General features: G+C 52.7%; 17 protein-coding genes. 5 read left to right on the top strand and 12 right to left on the bottom strand.

Annotated features, from left to right (window positions below; all coding sequences use genetic code 11):
• The 8 genes from I6L74_RS01495 to I6L74_RS01460 form a co-directional block, all read right to left on the bottom strand.
• On the bottom strand, positions 1 to 1026 hold the full coding sequence (locus tag I6L74_RS01495; RefSeq protein ID WP_059179276.1) for an ABC transporter permease: 1026 nt from the start codon (positions 1024 to 1026) through the stop codon (positions 1 to 3).
• On the bottom strand, positions 1026 to 2120 hold the full coding sequence (locus I6L74_RS01490) for a microcin C ABC transporter permease YejB (protein WP_059179275.1): 1095 nt from the start codon (positions 2118 to 2120) through the stop codon (positions 1026 to 1028). The genes I6L74_RS01495 and I6L74_RS01490 overlap by 1 nt, the downstream gene beginning before the upstream one ends.
• Before the next feature lie 9 nt (positions 2121 to 2129).
• Complete coding sequence (locus I6L74_RS01485) at positions 2130 to 3932, bottom strand: extracellular solute-binding protein (RefSeq protein ID WP_059179274.1); 1803 nt, start codon at positions 3930 to 3932, stop codon at positions 2130 to 2132.
• Positions 3933 to 4021: 89 nt separating this feature from the next.
• Positions 4022 to 5578, bottom strand: coding sequence for a cyclic di-GMP phosphodiesterase (locus I6L74_RS01480; RefSeq protein ID WP_059179496.1), 1557 nt, complete (start codon positions 5576 to 5578; stop codon positions 4022 to 4024).
• A gap of 194 nt (positions 5579 to 5772) precedes the next feature.
• On the bottom strand, positions 5773 to 6342 hold the full coding sequence (gene mepS / locus I6L74_RS01475; protein WP_015959769.1) for a bifunctional murein DD-endopeptidase/murein LD-carboxypeptidase: 570 nt from the start codon (positions 6340 to 6342) through the stop codon (positions 5773 to 5775).
• A gap of 410 nt (positions 6343 to 6752) precedes the next feature.
• Complete coding sequence (locus tag I6L74_RS01470) at positions 6753 to 7469, bottom strand: phosphatase PAP2 family protein (RefSeq protein WP_059179495.1); 717 nt, start codon at positions 7467 to 7469, stop codon at positions 6753 to 6755.
• Positions 7470 to 7501: 32 nt separating this feature from the next.
• The gene (locus I6L74_RS01465) at positions 7502 to 8488 is read right to left on the bottom strand and encodes a CobW family GTP-binding protein (RefSeq protein ID WP_059179494.1); all 987 of its coding nucleotides are present in this window, start codon (positions 8486 to 8488) and stop codon (positions 7502 to 7504) included.
• A 120-nt stretch (positions 8489 to 8608) separates the two neighbouring features.
• Positions 8609 to 10075 (bottom strand): mannitol dehydrogenase family protein, encoded by a 1467-nt coding sequence (locus I6L74_RS01460; protein ID WP_059179273.1) that lies wholly within the window; start codon positions 10073 to 10075, stop codon positions 8609 to 8611.
• A 205-nt stretch (positions 10076 to 10280) separates the two neighbouring features.
• On the opposite strand from I6L74_RS01460, the gene uxuA reads away from it, so the two are divergent.
• A complete protein-coding gene (uxuA, locus tag I6L74_RS01455; protein WP_059179272.1) occupies positions 10281 to 11471 on the top strand; it encodes a mannonate dehydratase in 1191 nt (396 codons plus the stop codon).
• A 33-nt stretch (positions 11472 to 11504) separates the two neighbouring features.
• Here uxuA and yeiP read toward each other — a convergent pair whose 3' ends face one another.
• Positions 11505 to 12077, bottom strand: a complete 573-nt coding sequence (gene yeiP, locus I6L74_RS01450; protein ID WP_015959764.1) for an elongation factor P-like protein YeiP — start codon at positions 12075 to 12077, stop codon at positions 11505 to 11507.
• Between the two features lie 165 nt (positions 12078 to 12242).
• On the opposite strand from yeiP, the gene I6L74_RS01445 reads away from it, so the two are divergent.
• Positions 12243 to 12497, top strand: coding sequence for a YkgJ family cysteine cluster protein (locus tag I6L74_RS01445; protein WP_059179271.1), 255 nt, complete (start codon positions 12243 to 12245; stop codon positions 12495 to 12497).
• Here I6L74_RS01445 and setB read toward each other — a convergent pair.
• Positions 12494 to 13675, bottom strand: coding sequence for a sugar efflux transporter SetB (setB, locus tag I6L74_RS01440; protein ID WP_059179270.1), 1182 nt, complete (start codon positions 13673 to 13675; stop codon positions 12494 to 12496). The genes I6L74_RS01445 and setB overlap by 4 nt on opposite strands.
• A 365-nt stretch (positions 13676 to 14040) precedes the next feature.
• Here setB and fruB point away from each other — a divergent pair, with 365 nt between their 5' ends.
• Genes fruB through fruA form a run of 3 tightly spaced genes read left to right on the top strand, consistent with a single transcriptional unit; the run spans position 14041 to position 17817 of the window.
• On the top strand, positions 14041 to 15171 hold the full coding sequence (gene fruB / locus I6L74_RS01435) for a fused PTS fructose transporter subunit IIA/HPr protein (RefSeq protein ID WP_059179269.1): 1131 nt from the start codon (positions 14041 to 14043) through the stop codon (positions 15169 to 15171).
• Positions 15171 to 16109, top strand: coding sequence for a 1-phosphofructokinase (gene fruK, locus I6L74_RS01430; protein WP_059179268.1), 939 nt, complete (start codon positions 15171 to 15173; stop codon positions 16107 to 16109). Before fruB ends, fruK begins: the two co-directional genes overlap by 1 nt.
• A 16-nt stretch (positions 16110 to 16125) precedes the next feature.
• Positions 16126 to 17817 (top strand): PTS fructose transporter subunit IIBC, encoded by a 1692-nt coding sequence (fruA, locus tag I6L74_RS01425; RefSeq protein WP_059179267.1) that lies wholly within the window; start codon positions 16126 to 16128, stop codon positions 17815 to 17817.
• A gap of 48 nt (positions 17818 to 17865) precedes the next feature.
• On the opposite strand, the gene nfo is transcribed toward fruA, so the two are convergent.
• Entirely contained in the window at positions 17866 to 18723 is an 858-nt protein-coding gene (gene nfo / locus I6L74_RS01420) for a deoxyribonuclease IV (protein ID WP_059179266.1), read from the bottom strand.
• 64 nt (positions 18724 to 18787) lie between these two features.
• Positions 18788 to 19834, bottom strand: a complete 1047-nt coding sequence (locus I6L74_RS01415; RefSeq protein ID WP_059179265.1) for a YeiH family protein — start codon at positions 19832 to 19834, stop codon at positions 18788 to 18790.
• Positions 19835 to 19851 lie beyond the last annotated feature (17 nt).

Below are 19851 nucleotides of genomic sequence, written 5' to 3'. Positions count from 1 at the left end.
TTATATCGCCTTATTGGGATCGAAGGCATCGCGGACCGCTTCGCCAATAAAAATCAGTAACGAGAGCAACACGGCAACGGAAAGAAATGCCGTAATACCCAGCCACGGAGCCTGAAGGTTATTTTTGCCCTGCAACAGTAATTCGCCCAGCGACGGTGAGCCAAGCGGCAGACCGAAGCCCAGAAAATCCAGTGACGTGAGCGTGGTGATTGAACTGCACAAAATAAACGGCAGGAACGTCAGCGTCGCGACCACGGCATTGGGCAGCATATGACGAAAAATAATGCTGCGATCGCTAACGCCGAGCGCCTGAGCGGCGCGGATATAATCAAAATTACGCGTGCGTAAAAATTCGGCGCGCACAACGCCGACCAGCGCCATCCAGCCAAAAATAACCGTGATGCCAAGCAGCCACCAGAAATTCGGCTGAACAACGCTTGAGAGCAGAATGATCAAAAATAATGTCGGCATTCCGGACCACACTTCGATAAAGCGTTGGCCCCACAAATCAATTTTGCCGCCGTAATAGCCCTGAATCGCACCGGCTACGACGCCCATTACGCTGGAGAACAGCGTGAGCATCAGCCCGAACAAAATGGAAATCCGCGTGCCGTAAAGAATGCGCGCCAGCACATCGCCACCGTTCGCATCCGTTCCCAGCCAGTTTTGTGCTGAAGGTGCGGAAGGGAAAGGGGAAGATGTCGCAAAATTAATGCTGTTGGCACCAAAGCGGATCGGCGCCCACAGCGCCCAACCGTGATTGTCTATCTGCTCACGAAGCCAGGGATCCTGATAATCAGCGGGGGTCGCGAACGGACCGCCGAAATCGCTTTCGCTGTAGTTATTCAACACTGGCGTATACCAGCGATCGTTAAAATGAACCAGCAGCGGTTTGTCGTTGGCAATCAGCTCAGAGCACAGGCTGAGCACAAACAGCACGGCAAAAATCCACAGCGACCAATATCCACGCCGATTGTGACGGAAACGCGCCCAGCGGGCCTGGTTGACGGGGCTTAAATGCGGCATCAGCGGCCCTCAAAATCAATACGGGGATCGACCAGCGTATAACTGATATCGCTAATAATATTCAGCAGCAGGCCGATCAGGGTGAAAATGTAGAGTGTGCCAAACATCACCGGATAATCGCGTGACACGGTGGCTTCATAGCCGAGCAGCCCCAGCCCGTTCAGGGAGAACATCACTTCAATCAGCAGAGAACCGGTGAAAAACATGCTGATAAACGTGGCGGGAAAACCGGCAATCACCAGCAGCATGGCGTTACGAAAAACGTGTTTCCACATGATCTGTTTTTCACTGACGCCTTTCGCGCGCGCGGTGACCACATACTGCTTGCGGATCTCATCGAGGAACGCATTTTTTGTCAGCATCGTCAGGGCCGCAAATCCGCCGATCACCGTCGCCAGCACCGGCAGGGTTATGTGCCAGAGGTAATCGGTGATTTTTTGATACCAGGGAAGTGAACTGAAATCAGCGGACACCAGACCGCGCAGCGGGAAGATATCGAAATAGCTGCCGCCCGCGAAGAAAACAATCAATAGCACGGCGAACAGAAATGCGGGGATCGCGTAGCCAATAATAATGAAGGTACTGCTCCAGATATCGAAACGGCTGCCGTTGTACACCGCTTTGCGTATCCCCAGCGGGATCGACACCAGATAGATGATGAGCGTGCCCCACAAGCCAAGCGTAATTGAAACCGGCAGACTGTCTTTGATGAGCTGTAAAACAGAGGCGCTGCGGAACAGGCTGTTACCGAAATCAAATCGGACGTAATCCCACAGCATCTTGAAATAACGCTCATGGAGAGGTTTATCAAAGCCGTAGCGCTGGGTGATCTCGGCAATCACTTCGGGGTCCAGACCGCGTCCACCACGATAGCTGCTGTCACTGATATTCCCGGTACCGGTTTGAGCGTGACTGGCGCGCAGACCCTCGCTGCCGCCTCCCGGTAAGCCATTGCTATGGCCAAACTCAATAGCCGCAATGGCCTGATCAACGGGCCCGCCCGGCGCAATTTGCACAATGAAGAAGTTGATGGTGATAATCGCCCACAGCGTGGGGATAATCAGCAATAAGCGTCGAATCAGATAAGCGCCCATCGTTATTCCTTAGCGCCGCTCTGCAGGCAGTTTTGCGGCTTTATTGACGTCATACCACCAGTTATCAAATCCCAGCGAGTAAATGGGGCGTACGGACGGTTTAGCAAATTTGTCCCAGTAGGCCAGCCGATCCTGAGCCATGAACCACATCGGCAGCATGTAGTAATTCCAGGTTAATACCCGATCAAGTGCGCGACCTAGCGGGAGTAACTTTTCTTTATCGCCTTGCGCCGCAATGATCTTACCGATCAGCGTGTCGATTGCCGGGCTTGAGACGCCAGGGGCGTTATAGGTAGAGTTGATATATTCCGACGCCCATGAAATGCGTAAGTTAGTGCTGGGCCATGGCTGGGCCTGCCACAGACGCGTCATCATATCGTAATCACGATTGCGCATTCGATTGGTTATCTGCGCGTTATCAACCTGACGGATTTCCAGGGTGATCCCGAGTCGTTCCAGATTGTGCTGGAACGGCAGAACCCACTGATTATTTCCGCCAGAGGAGAGCAGCAGCTCAAAGGTGAGCGGTTTGCCCTGGGCATTCACTCGTTTTTGATTTTTTAACACCCAGCCGGATTCATCCAGTAAAGCGCTCGCTTTGAGCAAATTGTCACGATCGTAACCGCTCCCTTTAGTGGTGGGCGGCACAAAAATGGTCGTGAAAACTTCAGGGGGAACTTCTGCTTTCAACGGTGCGAGCAACGTTAGCTCTGCGGCGTCGGGATAGTCGCGGGCGGCATATTCTGTATTCTGGAAATAGCTGTTGGTCCTGCTGTAGGCATTGTAAAACAGCGCCTTGTTCATCCACTCAAAATCAAAGGCGAGGGTAATGGCCTGGCGTACACGCCTGTCGGCGAAAACAGGACGTTGTATATTAAATGCCAGCCAGCGCGTGTCCTGCGCTGATTCATTTTTTTGTTCATCTTTGACGATGTAATGATTCGCAAAATTCTTGCCGATGTAGCGGGTGGCCCAGTTTTTGGCGCTGACTTCCTGGCGCATATCGAATGCACCGGCTTTAAAGGCTTCAAAGGCCACATTATCGTCGAGATAGTAGTCGTAGCGGATAGTATCGAAATTCCAGCGGCCGCGATTGACCGGTAAATTGGCGGCCCAGTAGTCTTTTACGCGCGAGTAAACAAGATATTGCCCCATCCGCCAACTCGTGATGCGGTAAGGACCTCCAGCCAGCGGAGGCGTGGAAATCGGGTCGCTCAGCTTATGATCTTTCCAGAATGATTCCGGCATAACGGGCAACGAGAAAAGACTCAGCATGCTCTCTTTGCTGGGCTCCGCCAGTTGAATACGCACGGTTAATGGCGCAATCGCTTTAACCGTTGTTCCTTTAAACACCAGACGGAACTGCGGCACGCCTTCGGTCATAAACTTATGAAAGGTAAAGGCGATATCGCTGGCTTTTACCGACGACCCATCATGAAAACGTGCGCGGGGATTGATCGTGACTTCTGCCCATGAAAAATCATCAGCGTAACGAACCGCCTCGGCGACGAGCGGGTAGTAGCTTCCGGGCTCGTCATCGGAGGTGACAAAGAGTGTGTCATAGAGCGAATCGGTGCGTTCGGCGGCAACACCACGCAGCGCAAAGCGGTTGAAGTTATCGAACGTTCCCATTGCGGAGAGCGTGATGTTCCCGCCTTTTGGTGCAGCCGGATTTACGTAATCAAAGTGGGTAAAGTTAGCGTCGTATTTGGGTTCACCCAGAACGGCAAAGGCATAGCTCTCTTTGATGGTCTGCGCCTGGCAGGTCACGCTGAACAACGTCAGCAGTAGCAAAACAAAGCGCATAGTCATGTGCAGCGTATCCCTCTTTTATTCTGACTCACCCGCAGTGAGGCTTTCGGTTTAGCTGAATAATAAGTGACGACGCTGCCATTGTGAAATTATTCACTGTGTTTCGTGGAATCTGGCTTCCAGTTAAGGAATTGCATCAGCGGCATCGGGCGGCTAATCCAATAACCCTGCAGGAAGTTAACGCCGTGTTCACGCAGCCAGGCGGCTTGTTCTGGCGTTTCAACACCTTCCGCCACCGTGGCCATGTTGAGCCGCCGCGCCAGCGTCAGCACGGCGTCGAGCACCGGGGACGTGACCGTTTCCGTTCCAATGGCGTTCACAAAGCCGCGATCGATTTTAAGATAATCCATCGTAAAACGTTCCAGATAAATCAGCGCGCTGTGGCCTGTCCCGAAATCGTCGATGGCTATCTCAAACCCTTCGTGCTGTAGCCATTCGAATAATGGCGCGGCTTCAAGCTGATTTATCATGTCGCGCTCGGTGATTTCCAGCACCACCTGGAAGTGATCGGGAGGTAACGACGCGGAAAATCGACGCATGTCATCTTTAAAACTGTCGGCATGCAGATGCCCTGGCGCAATGTTAACGCCGAGTTTTGCGCCTGCGGGCAGCACCGTTTGTAACTGTGCCGCATCGCGGACAATCAGATCAAACAGATGTAACGTCAGAGGCACGATCAGTTTCTGCGCTTCGGCAAAATTGATAAACGCATCCGGCGGGATTTCGCCCATCGTCGGATGTTTCCAGCGCATCAGCACTTCGGCGCCCTGCATCTTGAGGTGTGCGGCATCGACAACCGGCTGATAGACCACATAAAATTGACCCTGCTTGATGGCCGTCAGGATCTCTTTGCCAGGATTCAGTCGAATGGAGAGGATGTAATAGGAAAGCGTTCCCGCGGCAATACCGCATATCAAACCAAAAAATAGCGCAAACAGGATTTCATCGCTGGTCCACTCTTGCGCGTAGAGATTGATGGTCAGCGGCACGTCTTTAAGCGTCGTACTGCGGGTGGCTGGTTCATGTAAATCGTGAACATTGACCAGGCGGTTTGACTCGGTTGATAACGCCGTATCGCCAATAATGATCGCAACACCCGCGAATTCGTCCTGACGTGCGGTATAAAGCAGATATGGCGTCATATTGATATTGATCGACGTGAAGACACCGCCACCTTTCACCAGCGGATTTTGGTACCAGATAGCGATAGCGGGTTTGTCCGGCAGCATGGGCGTTCCGGGCAAAAGGGCCATGTCGACTGATTTAGTCGTATTCAGCGTGGGTATGAGTTCAGTCAGGGGAACATTCATGGCGCCTGTAGCTGAAGAACAAAACGCAATGTTGTCTTTTACCAGTAGAAAGGCACGAACGTTGACGCTAAACGCGGCGCGCGAGGTTAACTCATCGCGCACATCCTGACAGGCGTCCAGCGTATAGGGCTGCAGGGTATCAATGGACGTTTTAAGCTCGGAGAAGTAGCTCTCCATGTATACGCGAAGGTCGACGATGAGGGTGTCGAATTTTACTTCCCGCTTATGATAGCTAAGGAAAAATTGCAGCATTCCGCAGAGGAGGGCGACGAGTAAGGCTGCCAGAATGCTGCCTGTCAGAATTTTACGGCTGGTGGAAAAGTAACGGGTGAACATAAACGTCATTGTTCCTGAACGACCGTCAGTTGCGGCACGACGGCTAAACTTACGAATTTACAAGACTATAGCCTGGATTATCTCGCTTCCCCTTCTTGCAGGGGGAGATTTCTCGTAGGCAAAAAAAAACACCGCCGAAGCAGTGCTTTTTTTTATTATGTCGCCAGCCAAGGGATAACCAGCGACATAACAGATTAACTGCGGGTCAGAACACGGCGCGCTTCGTTATAGCGCTTCTTCCAGTAGGGCTCATTCATGCTGGAAATCGTCACACCGCTGCTGGTGGATGCATGAACAAACTGGTCGTTGCCGATGTAAATGCCGACGTGTCGACCGGTTGAACCCGCACGGAACAGCACTAAATCACCGGTACGCAGTTTCGTGCGTGAAATAGATTTACCTGTTTCCTGCTGTTCGTAGGTAGAACGCGGAAGGTCTAACCCGAATTGCTCGCGGAAAGTACGCTGTACAAAACCGGAACAATCGATACCTTTTTTGGTGCTGCCGCCCAGACGATAGCGCACGCCTTTCCAGTCAGCATACTGGTCCATAATACGGGACTTAACGTCCAGATTACGTACCATATTCTCAAATTCATCCTGAGAGGCTTGCAGTGACGAGGCATCTTCCATGCCCACAACACGCGTCTCAGGATGCATATTCTTTGCAGTGTTTGTCGAACTACATGCAGACAGCAGTACTGCAACTGCTATTGCCGGGATTCCCCGCAAGATATATCTCAAAATCGGTTGAGATTTGACCATGTTGATTATTTTCCCTTGAAGTCCTTAACGATAAAAGTCGTTATAAAATGCCAAACGTGACGAGACTAAATATCTGCGCACAATGAGACAATTCTTTATGGTCAAATCTGTGGTCTAACGCACAAACTTATTCACTGTGAGAATAATTATCTCTGTGAGGCAAAACGAGTTCGAGATTAACTGATCGGCTTAGTCATTGCGAGCAATAATATTGGTTTTTTTATAAGAAATTGTGATAGAGAAAGTGATTAGTTGGGATTGCGCAAAATACCGTCAATTTAGCTTAAAAAGCATGCAATGCATTCATTTACAACGTGAATGATATTACGAAGAGATGACAATCGAGTAGAAATATAGCGGAGAATTTCCAGGGATCTAAAATGATCCCTGATGAATAGCGTTAATTTAAGTTAGTTATTTGTCTTTTCTTTGTTGCATTTTAGAGGCAGATACCGATCGAAAAGGGCAATTAGACGATCGCTCAACGGCGTCATTAATACCCAGGGCAAACCAATCAGGACGGCAGAAAGTGAACCGACCACAATATCGGTCAGCCAGTGAGCGCCGATCATTACGCGTGGGAAAGCGAAAACCACAACAATAATCAGGGCAACCCCAAACGCTTTTTTGCCAAAATAACGCAGCATGAATGCCGAAAAAATAAGCAGCATCATTCCGTGATCCCCAGGGAAACTATCCTTCGAGGCATCCTTAGTCGAAATATGCAGTAATTCACTGACGCGGTTGATGTCCGGGAAAAAGAGCGACGGACTGGATCGCTTAACCGGCATCAGCCCTTGAGCCAGTTGATTCACCACCACGGCAGTCAGCAACATCACCAGCCCAATGGCGATGATGCGGCGACGGCCAGCTGCGTCCTCTTTTCGCCAGAAAGAGAGCATCAGGCAGCCCATGGCGAGCAATGAAAACCCGTCGAAGGCGCGGTTGTTGGTGACGGCCACCAGCCACAAAAAGGCCTGGCTTTTTGCCAACAGCTGGTTAAAAAAGTGGAAAATACCGGAGTCCAGCGGGAACCAGAAGCCATGATTCGCTGGCAGATACCAGGACAAAAACAGCGCAAAACCGGCAGCGTTAAGCAGTAAAATGTATGGAAGTCTTTTAATCATCATCATCTTGAATAGTTTAGTCGGTGACAACGTTAATCACCCAAACTTAAACGAAGCTTCAACAGGCTAGCCTGAAGCAGGTTCCAGTCGGTGTTAACCGCACTAATGAGCTCTATTCTGCTATCAGGTGGTGCAACGTTCTGCGTTTCGATAAAGAAATCTGTTCCCTGACGATTGATCCGCACCAGCCCATCTTGCGTTCGCATCACACCTTTTACGCGTTCGACCGGGGCGAGCCTGGCCCATTCCAGAATACCGATCGTATCAAAGCGCGTGTCAGCATCAAAAATCCAGCCGCAGGCCTGATGGCCCTGACCGCTATTGAGACTGCGGCGCCAGCGCTGATGAGCTGGCAGGCTCAGTGCCGCCAGGCCTTTTTTCTCGACATGACTGTGCGAATGCGCAGCGCTTGCAGGCAGTTCAGCTGAATTCATACGCGGAAGATCCAGCAGCGCATTATCGATATGACCCTGGGTTGTCTGCACAAACTGGCGGTCGCCGCCAAAATGCTGCCACCACAGCGTAAACGCCGCTCGACTCTCGTCCGTAGCACGGTCTTCTTTATTCACTACAATGATGTCTGCGCTGGCAAGCTGGTCGCGGAAGTTTTCATTTTGCACGGATTTCTCATCCAGCAGCTGGCGTGGGTCGAGAACACAAAGCGTGGCTCGCAGATCGATCCACGGCTCATATACCGGCGCGGTGAGCAGGTCGAGGATCTGTTTGGGATGGCCCAGACCGGTCGGTTCGATGATTAAACGGTCCGGCTTCCCCTGACGCAGCAGCGTATTTAGCCCAACCTGCATCGGTAAACCGTTGACGCAGCACATGCATCCGCCTGGGATTTCTTTGACCATCGCGCCGCTGTCTGCCAGCAATGCGCCATCAATCCCGACCTCGCCGAATTCGTTGACCAACACGGCCCATTTTTCTGCCGGATCTTTATTGGCCAGCAAATGAAGGATGGAAGTGGTTTTACCGCTGCCGAGAAAACCGGTTACGAGGTTTGTTTTGGTCACATGCGCTCCAGGAAAATTGTAATACATCACAATTATCAATAATCCTGGCGAAAAATGACAGCCTTGAGAAGGGAAGGGCGAACGGACAGTGTCTCCATTCGCCCTTTAGAGCAAAAAAAGTTAAATCGCGAGGGTATCGATAACGGCCTGACGTGCGCCACGCTCGACAATACGCTGGTAGGCATCAGTTATCGCATCGACAAACTGGGCGTGCTGTGGCAAGTCGCTGCCAAAAATTTCTGAAAGGGCCAGTAACGCTTTTACGCGGCCTTTTTCGCTGCTGGTTTCAACAATCGCCCGAATTTTTTCGCTCAGCGGATCGCGAACATCGATGACATTCCCTGCATCATCAACGCCGCTCACATAGCGCATCCATCCGGCAATACCAAGGGCCAGCAGTGGCCAGGCGCTTTTACGTTGCAAATGTACGCGCACGCCTTCCAGCATTCGCTGCGGCAATTTTTGGCTGCCGTCCATCGCGATTTGCCAGGTACGATGCTGTAACGCCGGATTGGCAAATCGGTCGATCAGGCTGTCAGCATACGCCGTTAAATCGACATCCGTGATGCGTAATGTCGGCGCTTGTTCATCCAGCATCAGGCGACGCGCGGCTTCGCGAAATGCGTCGTCCTGCATGCAATCACTCACATGCGCAAAACCCGCGAGGTAACCCAGATACGCCAGAAACGAGTGGCTCCCGTTGAGCATGCGTAATTTCATCTGCTCCCACGGCAAAACGTCCTGCACCATCTGAACGCCAGCGATTTCCCATTCCGGGCGACCGGCCACGAAATTATCTTCTATCACCCACTGGATAAACGGCTCGCAGCTGATCGCGCAGGGATCTTCAACGCCTAACTCTTGAGTGATTTCTGCCAGCGATACTTCCGTGGCTGCGGGCACAATGCGGTCAACCATGGTGCCAGGGAAACTGACGTGCGTCTCAATCCATTTGGCCAGCTCTGGCGAGCGTTTTTGTGCCATCCCCAGCACCGCATTTTTGACCACATGTCCATTATCAGGGATGTTGTCGCACGACAGGACGGTGAAAGGTGTGAGACCGCGTTCGCGGCGGCGATGGAGAGCTTCAACCAGAATACCGGGCGCTGAGTGCGGTTCTGTGGGGTTTTCAAGATCGTGAAGGATACGTGCATTTTGCGTATCCAGCTTGCCCGTCGCCGGATCGATGCAATAGCCTTTCTCGGTTATGGTCAGCGAAACAATGGCCACCTGCGGTTCGCAAAATTTCTCAATAATGGCCGCCAGCGAATCGAGTTTGGCATTCAGGCATTCATGCACAGCGCCGATAACAATCGACTGATTTCCGTCAGCGCCTTTTTCCAGCACGGTAAACAGGTGATCCTGTTCGCGAAGCTGACTCATCAGCACATCGCCACTGAACAGGCTAATCTCACAGATACCCCAGTCGCCCCCTTTGGCGTTTAGCACACGGTTTGTTAACAACGCCTGATGCGCACGATGAAAAGCGCCAAAACCGAAATGAACAATGCGGGAGCGCAGTTGCTGGCGATCGTACTGAGGCAGTTGCACGTGCGGAGGAAGCGAGGCGGAGGCAATATTCTTCATGTGGTACACACCTGATTAACCATTAATTAACAATGGCAGTGTAAAGTTATATGACAGCAAATTGAATTGGTAAGCCGTAAATATCCAGATTCTGTGAGTTGGATCAATCAATACTGCCGAGCGCGTTGACCGTTTTTATCAAACATGTATGGTAGTCGTCATTGCAGTATCACATATTGGTATAACAACTTTAGAGGGTGAAGCGATGGAACAAACCTGGCGTTGGTACGGGCCGAATGATCCGGTTTCTCTTGATGATGTGCGTCAGGCTGGCGCAACAGGCGTCGTGACCGCATTGCACCATATTCCAAACGGTGAAGTTTGGCCGGTGGAAGAGATCAAAAAACGTCAGGCCGTGCTGGCAGAGAAAGGGCTGACCTGGTCGGTTGTTGAAAGCATCCCGGTTCATGAAGATATCAAAACGCATTCAGGACAATTTGAGACCTGGATCGCCAACTATCAGCAGAGTATTCGTAACCTGGCGACCTGCGGTATTGATACCGTGTGCTACAACTTCATGCCAATTCTGGACTGGACGCGTACCGATCTCGAATATCAAATGCCAGACGGTTCCAAAGCGCTACGCTTTGACCAGATCGCCTTTGCAGCGTTTGAACTGCACATTCTAAAACGTCCAGGCGCAGATGCGGATTATTCCGCAGAAGAGCAGCAGCAGGCGCTGAAATGGTTTACCGATGCCTCTGACGCGGATATTGAAAAGTTGACGCGTAACATTATCGCGGGTCTGCCGGGTGCTGAAGAGGGTTACACGCTGGATCAGTTCCGCGCGCGTCTGGCGGAATACGGCGACATAGACAAAAACCAGCTCCGTGAAAATATGGCGTATTTCCTGCGTGCAATTGTGCCGGTGGCGGAAGCCTGTGGTTTACGCCTGGCCGTTCATCCGGACGATCCACCGCGCCCGATTCTCGGTCTGCCACGCATTGTTTCCACTATTGAAGACATGCAATGGCTGAAAGAGACGGTTGATAGCATTCATAACGGTTTCACCATGTGCACGGGCTCGTACGGCGTGCGTGAAGATAACGATTTGGTGAAGATGATCGAAGCCTTTGGCGATCGCATTCACTTCACCCATTTGCGTGCTACCTGTCGCGAAAATAATCCAAAAACCTTCCACGAAGCGGCTCATTTGGGGGGCGACGTGAATATGGTGGCGGTAGTGGATGCGATTCTGAGCGAAGAACAGCGTCGTAAGCACGCTGGCGATGTGCGTCCGATTCCATTCCGTCCGGATCACGGGCATCAAATGCTCGACGATTTACGCAAGAAAACGAACCCGGGTTATTCTGCGATTGGCCGTCTGAAAGGGATGGCGGAAGTGCGGGGCGTTGAACTGGCGCTGAAAATGCTCAAGTATCCAGAACTGTTGTAAAAGAAAAACCCGGCGAAAGCCGGGTTTTTTGTATCAGTCTGCGCGACCCATATAACGTTTTTCTTCAATATGGATGCGAATTTTTTCGCCAGCGGAAAGGTATTCAGGAACCTGAACGACCAGGCCTGTAGTCAGCGTCGCGGGTTTGTTACGCGCACTTGCCGACGCGCCTTTGATGCCCGGTGACGTTTCTACGATTTCCAGATCAACCGTCTGCGGCAATTCAAGCGCCAGCAGTTGGCCATCCCAGGTCAGAACCTGCATATCCGGCATGCCGCCTTCAGGAATAAAGAGCAACTCGTCTTCAATCTGATCTTTGGTGAAGATATACGGCGTGTAGTCTTCTTTATCCATGAACACATATTCGTTGCCGTCAATGTAGGAGAAATCGACGAAGCGGCGCGTCAGGGTCACGGTATCAACAATATCATCACCTTTAAAACGCTCTTCAACCTTCAGGCCGGTACGCACATCGGCAAAGCGCATTTTGTAAAGCGTTGCTGCGCCACGGGCGCTAGGAGACTGAACATCAATGTCTTTCACAATCAGCAGCTTGCCGTTGTAGTTCAGCACCATACCTTTCTTAATTTCATTCGCTCTTGGCATTGCAGTAATCCTGTTTACTGTGAGGTAAAAAATATCGCGTCAAATTACTCGTGCGCAGCCTTTCAGGCAAGCGGAATTCGTGGCTTTTGCTATCAATACGCAAAAGGTGTTACTGTGCGTGGCATGCCTGACAGCACGGGCCTTAGTGACTTATAGAGAGTGTTTATGGATTGTCGCCCAGACTGTGGCGCGTGTTGCACCGCACCGTCCATCACCAGTCCTATTCCGGGCATGCCGAATGGCAAACCCGCCAACATCCGTTGCGTTCAGCTTTCTGACAATAATCTGTGTAAAATCTTCGGTTCACCGTCACGCCCAAAGGTCTGCGCCGGGCTGCAACCCGCGAAAGAGATGTGCGGTAATACGCGTGCGCAAGCGATGACCTGGCTTCTTGAGCTGGAAATGCTAACCGCGCCCTAAATATCTTTGATGCGCGTCAGGCAGCCTACGGTGATAATGCACATCACCAGTGCGAACCAGAAGACCGTGTGATAACTCCAGATTTCCGCCACAATTCCTGCTAACGATCCGGCAATAATCCAGCCCACGCGCGTGGTATTGGTATAAAGGGTAGTCGCCGCGCCTGCCTGGCCGGGCATCAAATCCTGAAAATAGAGCATGCCGATACCCGCGAGAATGCCGATGTAGATCGCGTTCAGGAGTTGTAAAGCCAGCAGCAGGGCCGGTTCTTGTACCGTCAGCATTCCGATGTAAAACAGCAGACCTGCCACCACCGCGATGCGCATCAGAAAACGCTTCCCGAAGCGTTTTGCATAATATCCCGCAATGAGCATGGTCGGAATTTCCAGACCGGCCGCCGTCCCCATCATGATGCCCGCCAGTTTTTCCGGCAGATGCAGCTCATCAATAATAAACAGCGGCATATTAATGATATAGAGGCTGTTCGTGCCCCACATCAGCGTGCAGATGATGAACAGGAGTAAGGCGTCGCGACGGTTACGCCGTGGCGCTTCCAGCGTGCCGGTTGCCAGTTTTGGCTCTTTGCGCATCGACGGCAGGAAAAACCACACCATCGCGCCGCAGACGATAAAAGCGGCGGCAGCGCTGAGATACATCACGGTGAAACCAAATCCCATCGCCAGGGCGTAAGCCAGAGGGGGCCCGATAACCCACGCCAGTGAGACCTGAGCACGTAAAATGGAGCTGAACATCACCGCTTCACGGCCCGTATGGTCGGCATGTTCCCGTGCGAGGGCAAACATTTGCGGGTTGGCAGTCGATCCAAAGCTACTGAGAAATACGCCCACAAACAGCAAGACAAAATAGTTGCGGTTCCAGGCGAAAAGTACGCAAGCGAACACGCCCAGCAGACAGCAAAAAACAATCAGACTTTTGCGGTCACCTTTTCTGTCCGAGCGGCCTGCCAGGAACTGGCTGACCAGGATGCCGATAACGGCGCTTCCGGTAAAAAAGAAGCCGACCATAGCCGGACGGGCATGGACTTCATTAGTCAGAAATAAGCTAAGCGTTGGCGTTTGCAGTGCACCGGCAATACCCGTGAGGAAGGCAACAATCAAAAACGCCGATGACGTCAGATCAAATGGCTTTGGTGAGGCGGCAGCGGGGGTATTGTGCATGTTTCTATATCAGTGATGTAAAGAGGAGCGGAGTTTACGCCGCTTGTCAGATAATAAACAGGTGATGCGGTCAATTATCCCACAACTAAATCAAAATAGCATTTCAAAATGACAGGTTGCTGAACGGTGCTGAAGCGAAGCGGCAGGCATCACCCAACCATCAGCAGATGTAAGTCAATCGTTGAAGAAATGTGCTGCAGTTCTAAATTCTGAAACAGAAACGGCAACTTTCCTTGCAAGCTTTATCAGAAAGCGCAAGACTCCTTGAAACGTTTCAGCGCTATCCTATCTCTCTAACAGAGCACGTTAGCGCATTTTTTCTCATTAAGGCTGAAACGATTCAAGTTCAGCGAGAGAGGAGAACCATGTTCAAGTTATCAGTGCAAGACATCCATCCGGGCGAACAGGCCGGTAATAAAGAAGAAGCCATTCGCAAGATTGCGGCGAGCCTTGTGCAGGCAGGGAACGTTGCTGAAGGCTACGTTAACGGCATGCTGGCGCGCGAGCAACAGACCTCAACCTTCCTGGGTAACGGTATCGCCATTCCTCACGGCACTACGGATACCCGCGATCAGGTCCTGAAAACCGGCGTTCAGGTTTATCAGTTCCCGCAGGGCATTTTGTGGGGCGAAGGGCAGGTGGCATACGTTGCCATCGGTATCGCCGCCAGTGGTGATGAACACCTGGGCTTGCTGCGTCAGCTGACGCATGTGCTGAGCGACGACGCTGTGGCTGAACAACTGCAGTCAGCGACCACGGCTGAAGAGCTGCGTGCGCTGCTGATGGGTGAAAAGCAGAGTGAAGTGCTGAAACTGGATAACGATACGCTGACGCTTGATGTTCTCGCCACCGATCTGGTGACGTTACAGGCGCTGAACGCGGGTCGCCTGAAAGAAGCCGGTGCGGTTGAGACCGCCTTTGTCGCCCGCGTAATCAACGACAAGCCGTTGAATCTCGGTCAGGGTGTCTGGCTGAACGACAGCGCAGAAGGCAATGTCCGCAGCGCAATCGCGGTGAGCCGTGCAGCAACAGCTTTTGATGTGGATGGTGAACAGGCAGCGCTGCTGGTGACCGTCGCGATGGCGGATGAGCAGCCGGTTGCGGTGCTTAAGCGCCTCAGCGACTTGCTGCTGAGCAGTAAAGCTGACCGTTTGCTGAACGCAGATGCCGCTACGTTGCTGGCACTGCTGACCAGCGATGACGTTTCTACCGATGACGTGCTCAGCGCTGAATTTGTAGTACGTAACGAGCACGGCCTGCATGCCCGTCCGGGCACCATGCTTGTCAACACGATCAAACAGTTCGACAGTGAAATCACCGTGACCAATCTCGATGGTTCCGGCAAACCGGCCAATGGCCGCAGCCTGATGAAAGTGGTTGCGCTGGGTGTCAAAAAAGGCCATCGCCTGCGCTTCACTGCGCAAGGTGCTGATGCTGAACAGGCGCTGAAAGCGGTTGGCGACGCCATCGCGGCAGGTTTGGGGGAGGGCGCATAATGAGCAGACGTGTCGCCACTATTACGCTAAACCCCGCATACGATCTGGTTGGTTTTACGCCAGAAGTGGAACGCGGTGAAGTCAACCTCGTGCGGACCACGGGCCTGCACGCTGCGGGTAAAGGCATTAACGTTGCTAAGGTGCTCAAAGATTTGGGCATTGACGTGACCGTGGGCGGATTCCTGGGAAAAGACAACCAGGATGGTTTTCAGCAGCTGTTCAGCGAGCTGGGGATTGCGAACCGTTTCCAGGTCGTTCAAGGCCGTACCCGTATTAACGTGAAGTTGACAGAAAAAGACGGAGAAGTGACCGACTTCAACTTCTCCGGTTTCGAAGTGACGCCCGCAGACTGGGAACGCTTTGTTAACGACTCTCTGACCTGGCTTGGTCAGTTTGACATGGTTTGCGTGAGTGGCAGTTTGCCATCCGGCGTAAGCCCGGAAGCGTTCACCGACTGGATGCTGCGTCTGCGTAGCCAATGCCCATGCATCATCTTCGACAGCAGCCGCGAAGCGCTGGTTGCCGGTCTTAAAGCGTCTCCGTGGTTGGTTAAACCCAACCGTCGCGAACTTGAGATCTGGGCGGGTCGTAAACTGCCAGAATTAAAAGATGTTATTGAAGCCGCTCATGCGCTGCGTGAACAAGGTATCGCTCACGTTGTGATTTCTCTGGGTGCGGAAGGTGCGTTGTGGGTTAACGCGTCTGGCGAATGGATTGCCAAACCACCGTCGGTGGAAGTTGTGAGTACCGTGGGCGCAGGGGATTCGATGGTCGGCGGCCTGATCTATGGCCTGCTGATGCGTGAATCCAGTGAACATACTTTACGTCTTGCAACCGCTGTTGCTGCCCTGGCCGTAAGCCAGAGCAATGTTGGTATTACCGAACGTACCCAGTTGGCCGCGATGATGGCGCGCGTTGACTTAAAACCTTTTAACTAACAGCAGGAGAGGCATAATGAAAACGCTGCTGATCATTGATTCCAGTCTTGGACAGGCTCGCGCCTATATGGCGAAAACGCTGCTGGGCGCAGCGGCAGACAAAGCGCATGTTGAAATTGTCGATAACCCGAATGACGCTGAACTGGCGATTGTTCTGGGCGACAAAATGCCCGCTGACAGCGCGCTGAACGGTAAAAAAGTGTGGCTGGGCGATATTAACCGCGCCGTGGCACACCCAGAATTATTCCTGAGCGAAGCGAAAGGCCATGCGGCGATTTACAGCGCGCCGGTCGCCGATGCTGCTGTATCCGCAACGGGTCCAAAACGTGTTGTGGCTATTACCGCATGCCCAACCGGCGTGGCGCATACCTTTATGGCGGCTGAAGCCATCGAAACCGAAGCGAAAAAACGCGGCTGGTGGGTGAAGGTTGAAACCCGTGGTTCTGTCGGCGCAGGCAATGCGATTACGGCTGAAGAAGTGGCTGAAGCCGATCTGGTGATTGTGGCGGCTGATATCGAAGTTGACCTGGCAAAATTTGCCGGTAAGCCGATGTATCGCACTTCAACCGGCCTGGCGCTGAAGAAAACAGCACAGGAGTTTGACAAGGCGCTGGCCGAAGCCAAGCCGTATCAGGCCTCTGCAAAATCACAATCTGCAACTGAAGGTAAGAAAGAGTCCGCGGGCGCCTATCGTCACCTGCTGACCGGTGTTTCTTACATGCTGCCGATGGTGGTGGCGGGCGGTTTGTGTATCGCGCTCTCATTTGCCTTCGGTATCGAAGCGTTTAAAGAGCCGGGCACACTGGCTGCTGCGCTGATGCAGATTGGTGGCGGTTCAGCGTTTGCGCTGATGGTACCAGTGCTGGCGGGTTACATTGCATTTTCCATCGCTGACCGTCCAGGTCTGACGCCAGGTCTTATCGGCGGCATGCTGGCAGTGAGCACCGGCTCCGGATTCATCGGCGGTATTATCGCAGGTTTCCTGGCGGGTTACGTTGCGAAAGCGATCAGCTCGAAGCTGAAGCTGCCGCAAAGTATGGAAGCGCTGAAACCGATCCTGATCATTCCACTGATTTCCAGCCTCGTGGTTGGTCTGGGCATGATCTACCTGATTGGTAAACCGGTTGCTGGCATCCTTGAAGGTCTTACCCACTGGCTGCAAACCATGGGTACGGCGAACGCGGTACTGCTGGGCGCAATCCTCGGCGGCATGATGTGTACCGACATGGGCGGTCCGGTAAACAAAGCGGCATATGCCTTTGGTGTTGGCCTGCTGAGTACCCAGACCTATGCGCCGATGGCGGCAATCATGGCGGCGGGTATGGTGCCACCACTGGCCCTGGGCCTGGCAACGATTATTGCACGTCGTAAGTTTGATAAAGCGCAGCAGGAAGGGGGCAAAGCGGCTCTGGTTCTCGGTTTGTGCTTCATCACTGAAGGTGCCATTCCGTTTGCCGCACGTGACCCAATGCGTGTTCTGCCTTGCTGTATCGTTGGCGGCGCAGTGACGGGGGCTATCTCCATGGCAATCGGCGCAAAACTGATGGCACCGCACGGTGGTCTGTTCGTTCTGCTGATTCCTGGTGCGATTACGCCGGTGCTGGGTTATCTGTTCGCGATTATTGCGGGTACGCTGATTGCTGGTCTGTCTTACGCGGTGCTCAAGCGCCCGGAAGTGGAGTCCGCAGCGGTAACTAAAGCAGCATAAGTTCGTTGAATCAATAAAAAGCCGGGTGCTAATGCGACCCGGCTTTTTTTATGCCGCTTGTTCAGCGGTCTGCTGTGCTTTCAGCCACGCGATTTCTTCAGCCCAGATATCCGGATTAACCGTCTCCAGCACCATTGGAATACCGTCAAAGCGCGCGTCTTGCATAATAAAGCGGAACGCATCGTGACCAATGTTGCCTTCGCCGAGGCTATGGTGGCGGTCAACACGGCTGCCAAACGCGCTTTTCGCATCGTTTAAATGCATACCGCGCAGATACTTGAAGCCGACAATGCGCTCAAATTCTGCAAAGGTTTTCTCGCACTCTTCCTGACTGCGCAGATCGTATCCTGCGGCAAAGGCATGGCAGGTATCGATGCACACGCCCACGCGCGTTTTATCTTCCACCCCATCGATAATTGCTGCCAGATGTTCAAATTTGAAACCCAGATTACTGCCCTGGCCAGCCGTATTTTCGATAACCGCCGTGACGCCTTCTGTTTGCGCCAGCGCGATGTTGATGGATTCCGCAATGCGCGCCAGACAGGCGTCTTCGTCGATTTGCATCAGATGGCTGCCCGGATGGAAATTCAGCAGCGTCAGGCCAAGCTGTTCGCAACGCTGCAATTCATCAAGAAAGGCCTCACGTGATTTATCCAGCGCTTCCTGAACCGGATGGCCCAAATTGATGAGGTAACTGTCGTGCGGCAGGATCTGCCCCGGCCCGAAGTTATACTTTTCGCAGGCGGCTTTGAAATCATTAATAATTTCAGGGGTGAGCGGCGCAGCGCGCCACTGGCGCTGATTTTTGGTGAACAGGGCGAACGCGGTCGCCTCAATTTCGGCGGCGCGGATGGCGGCATTTGCAAGGCCGCCTGCTGCGCTAACGTGCGCTCCAACATATTTCATAAAGGGACTCCTGTTAACCCGAAACGCTTATGATAGCGGGTTAACAGGAGAAGGATGTAGTGCTTTATGCCATCAGACTGTGTACGGCCAGGTTGATAGCGCCCCCGCCGACAATCAACCAGACAAAGAGCATTAATGCCATCAGCAGAGGTTTTGCACCTGCTTTTTTCAGTGCGCTGACGTGTGTAGTGACGCCGAGCGCCGCCATCGCCATTGCCAGCAACACGGTATCCAGCGTGACGAGCATATCAACCATTGCTTTTGGCAGCAGATGGAATGAGTTAAACACCGCCACTGCGATAAACAGAATCGCAAACCACGGAATGGTAATTTTACTTTTTTCACCTTTCCCGGCGGGTGTCAGCTGTTTAACACGTGCGGCCAGAATAATCAGGAACGGTGCCAGCATCATCACGCGCAGCATTTTGGCAATGACCGCTGAATTTTCCGCCTCAGGGCTGATGGCGTGACCCGCAGCGACAACTTGTGCCACTTCGTGCATCGTTGAGCCAATATAAATGCCGTACGTTTCAGGTGTGAACCAGTGTGCGACCAGCGGATACATCGCCGGATAAAGGAAAATCGCCAGCGTACCGAAGATAACCACGGTCGCCACTGCAACCGTGACTTTACTGGATTCCGCCTTAACCACCGGTTCCGTCGCGAGTACTGCCGCGGCCCCACAAATACTGCTGCCCGCACCAATCAGCCAGCTGGTTTTTTTATCCAGCCCGAAGACTTTTTGGCCGATAAAGCAGGCCAGCAAAAAGGTGCTGGTCAGCGTCAGAGCGTCAATGGCAATTCCGCTGACGCCCACGTCCGCAATCTGCGAAAAGGTGAGGCGGAAACCATACAGAATAATGCCCAGACGCAGCAGGTGCTGTTTGGCGAAAATCACACCGCCGTCGCAGGATTGTGAAATCTGTGGATATACCGTATTGCCGACCACCATGCCGAGCAGAATAGCCAACGTGAGTGCGCTAAACCCGGCACCTGCGACGGCCGGAATACTCCCGCCCCATAATGCTGCACCAGTGATGGCGGCACTGAGCGCAAGCCCCGGCGCGTAATGCCACACTGAACGATGATTGTGTAGGGTAATTGCTGTCATAACCTTCTCCTCTCTCT

Origin of the sequence: Lelliottia amnigena, assembly GCF_019047465.1 — a bacterium.
Classification (GTDB): Bacteria; Pseudomonadota; Gammaproteobacteria; order Enterobacterales; family Enterobacteriaceae; genus Enterobacter; species Enterobacter amnigenus.
The sequence above is the reverse complement of the archived record's forward strand: the minus strand, read 5'-3'. Positions and strand labels throughout refer to the sequence as shown.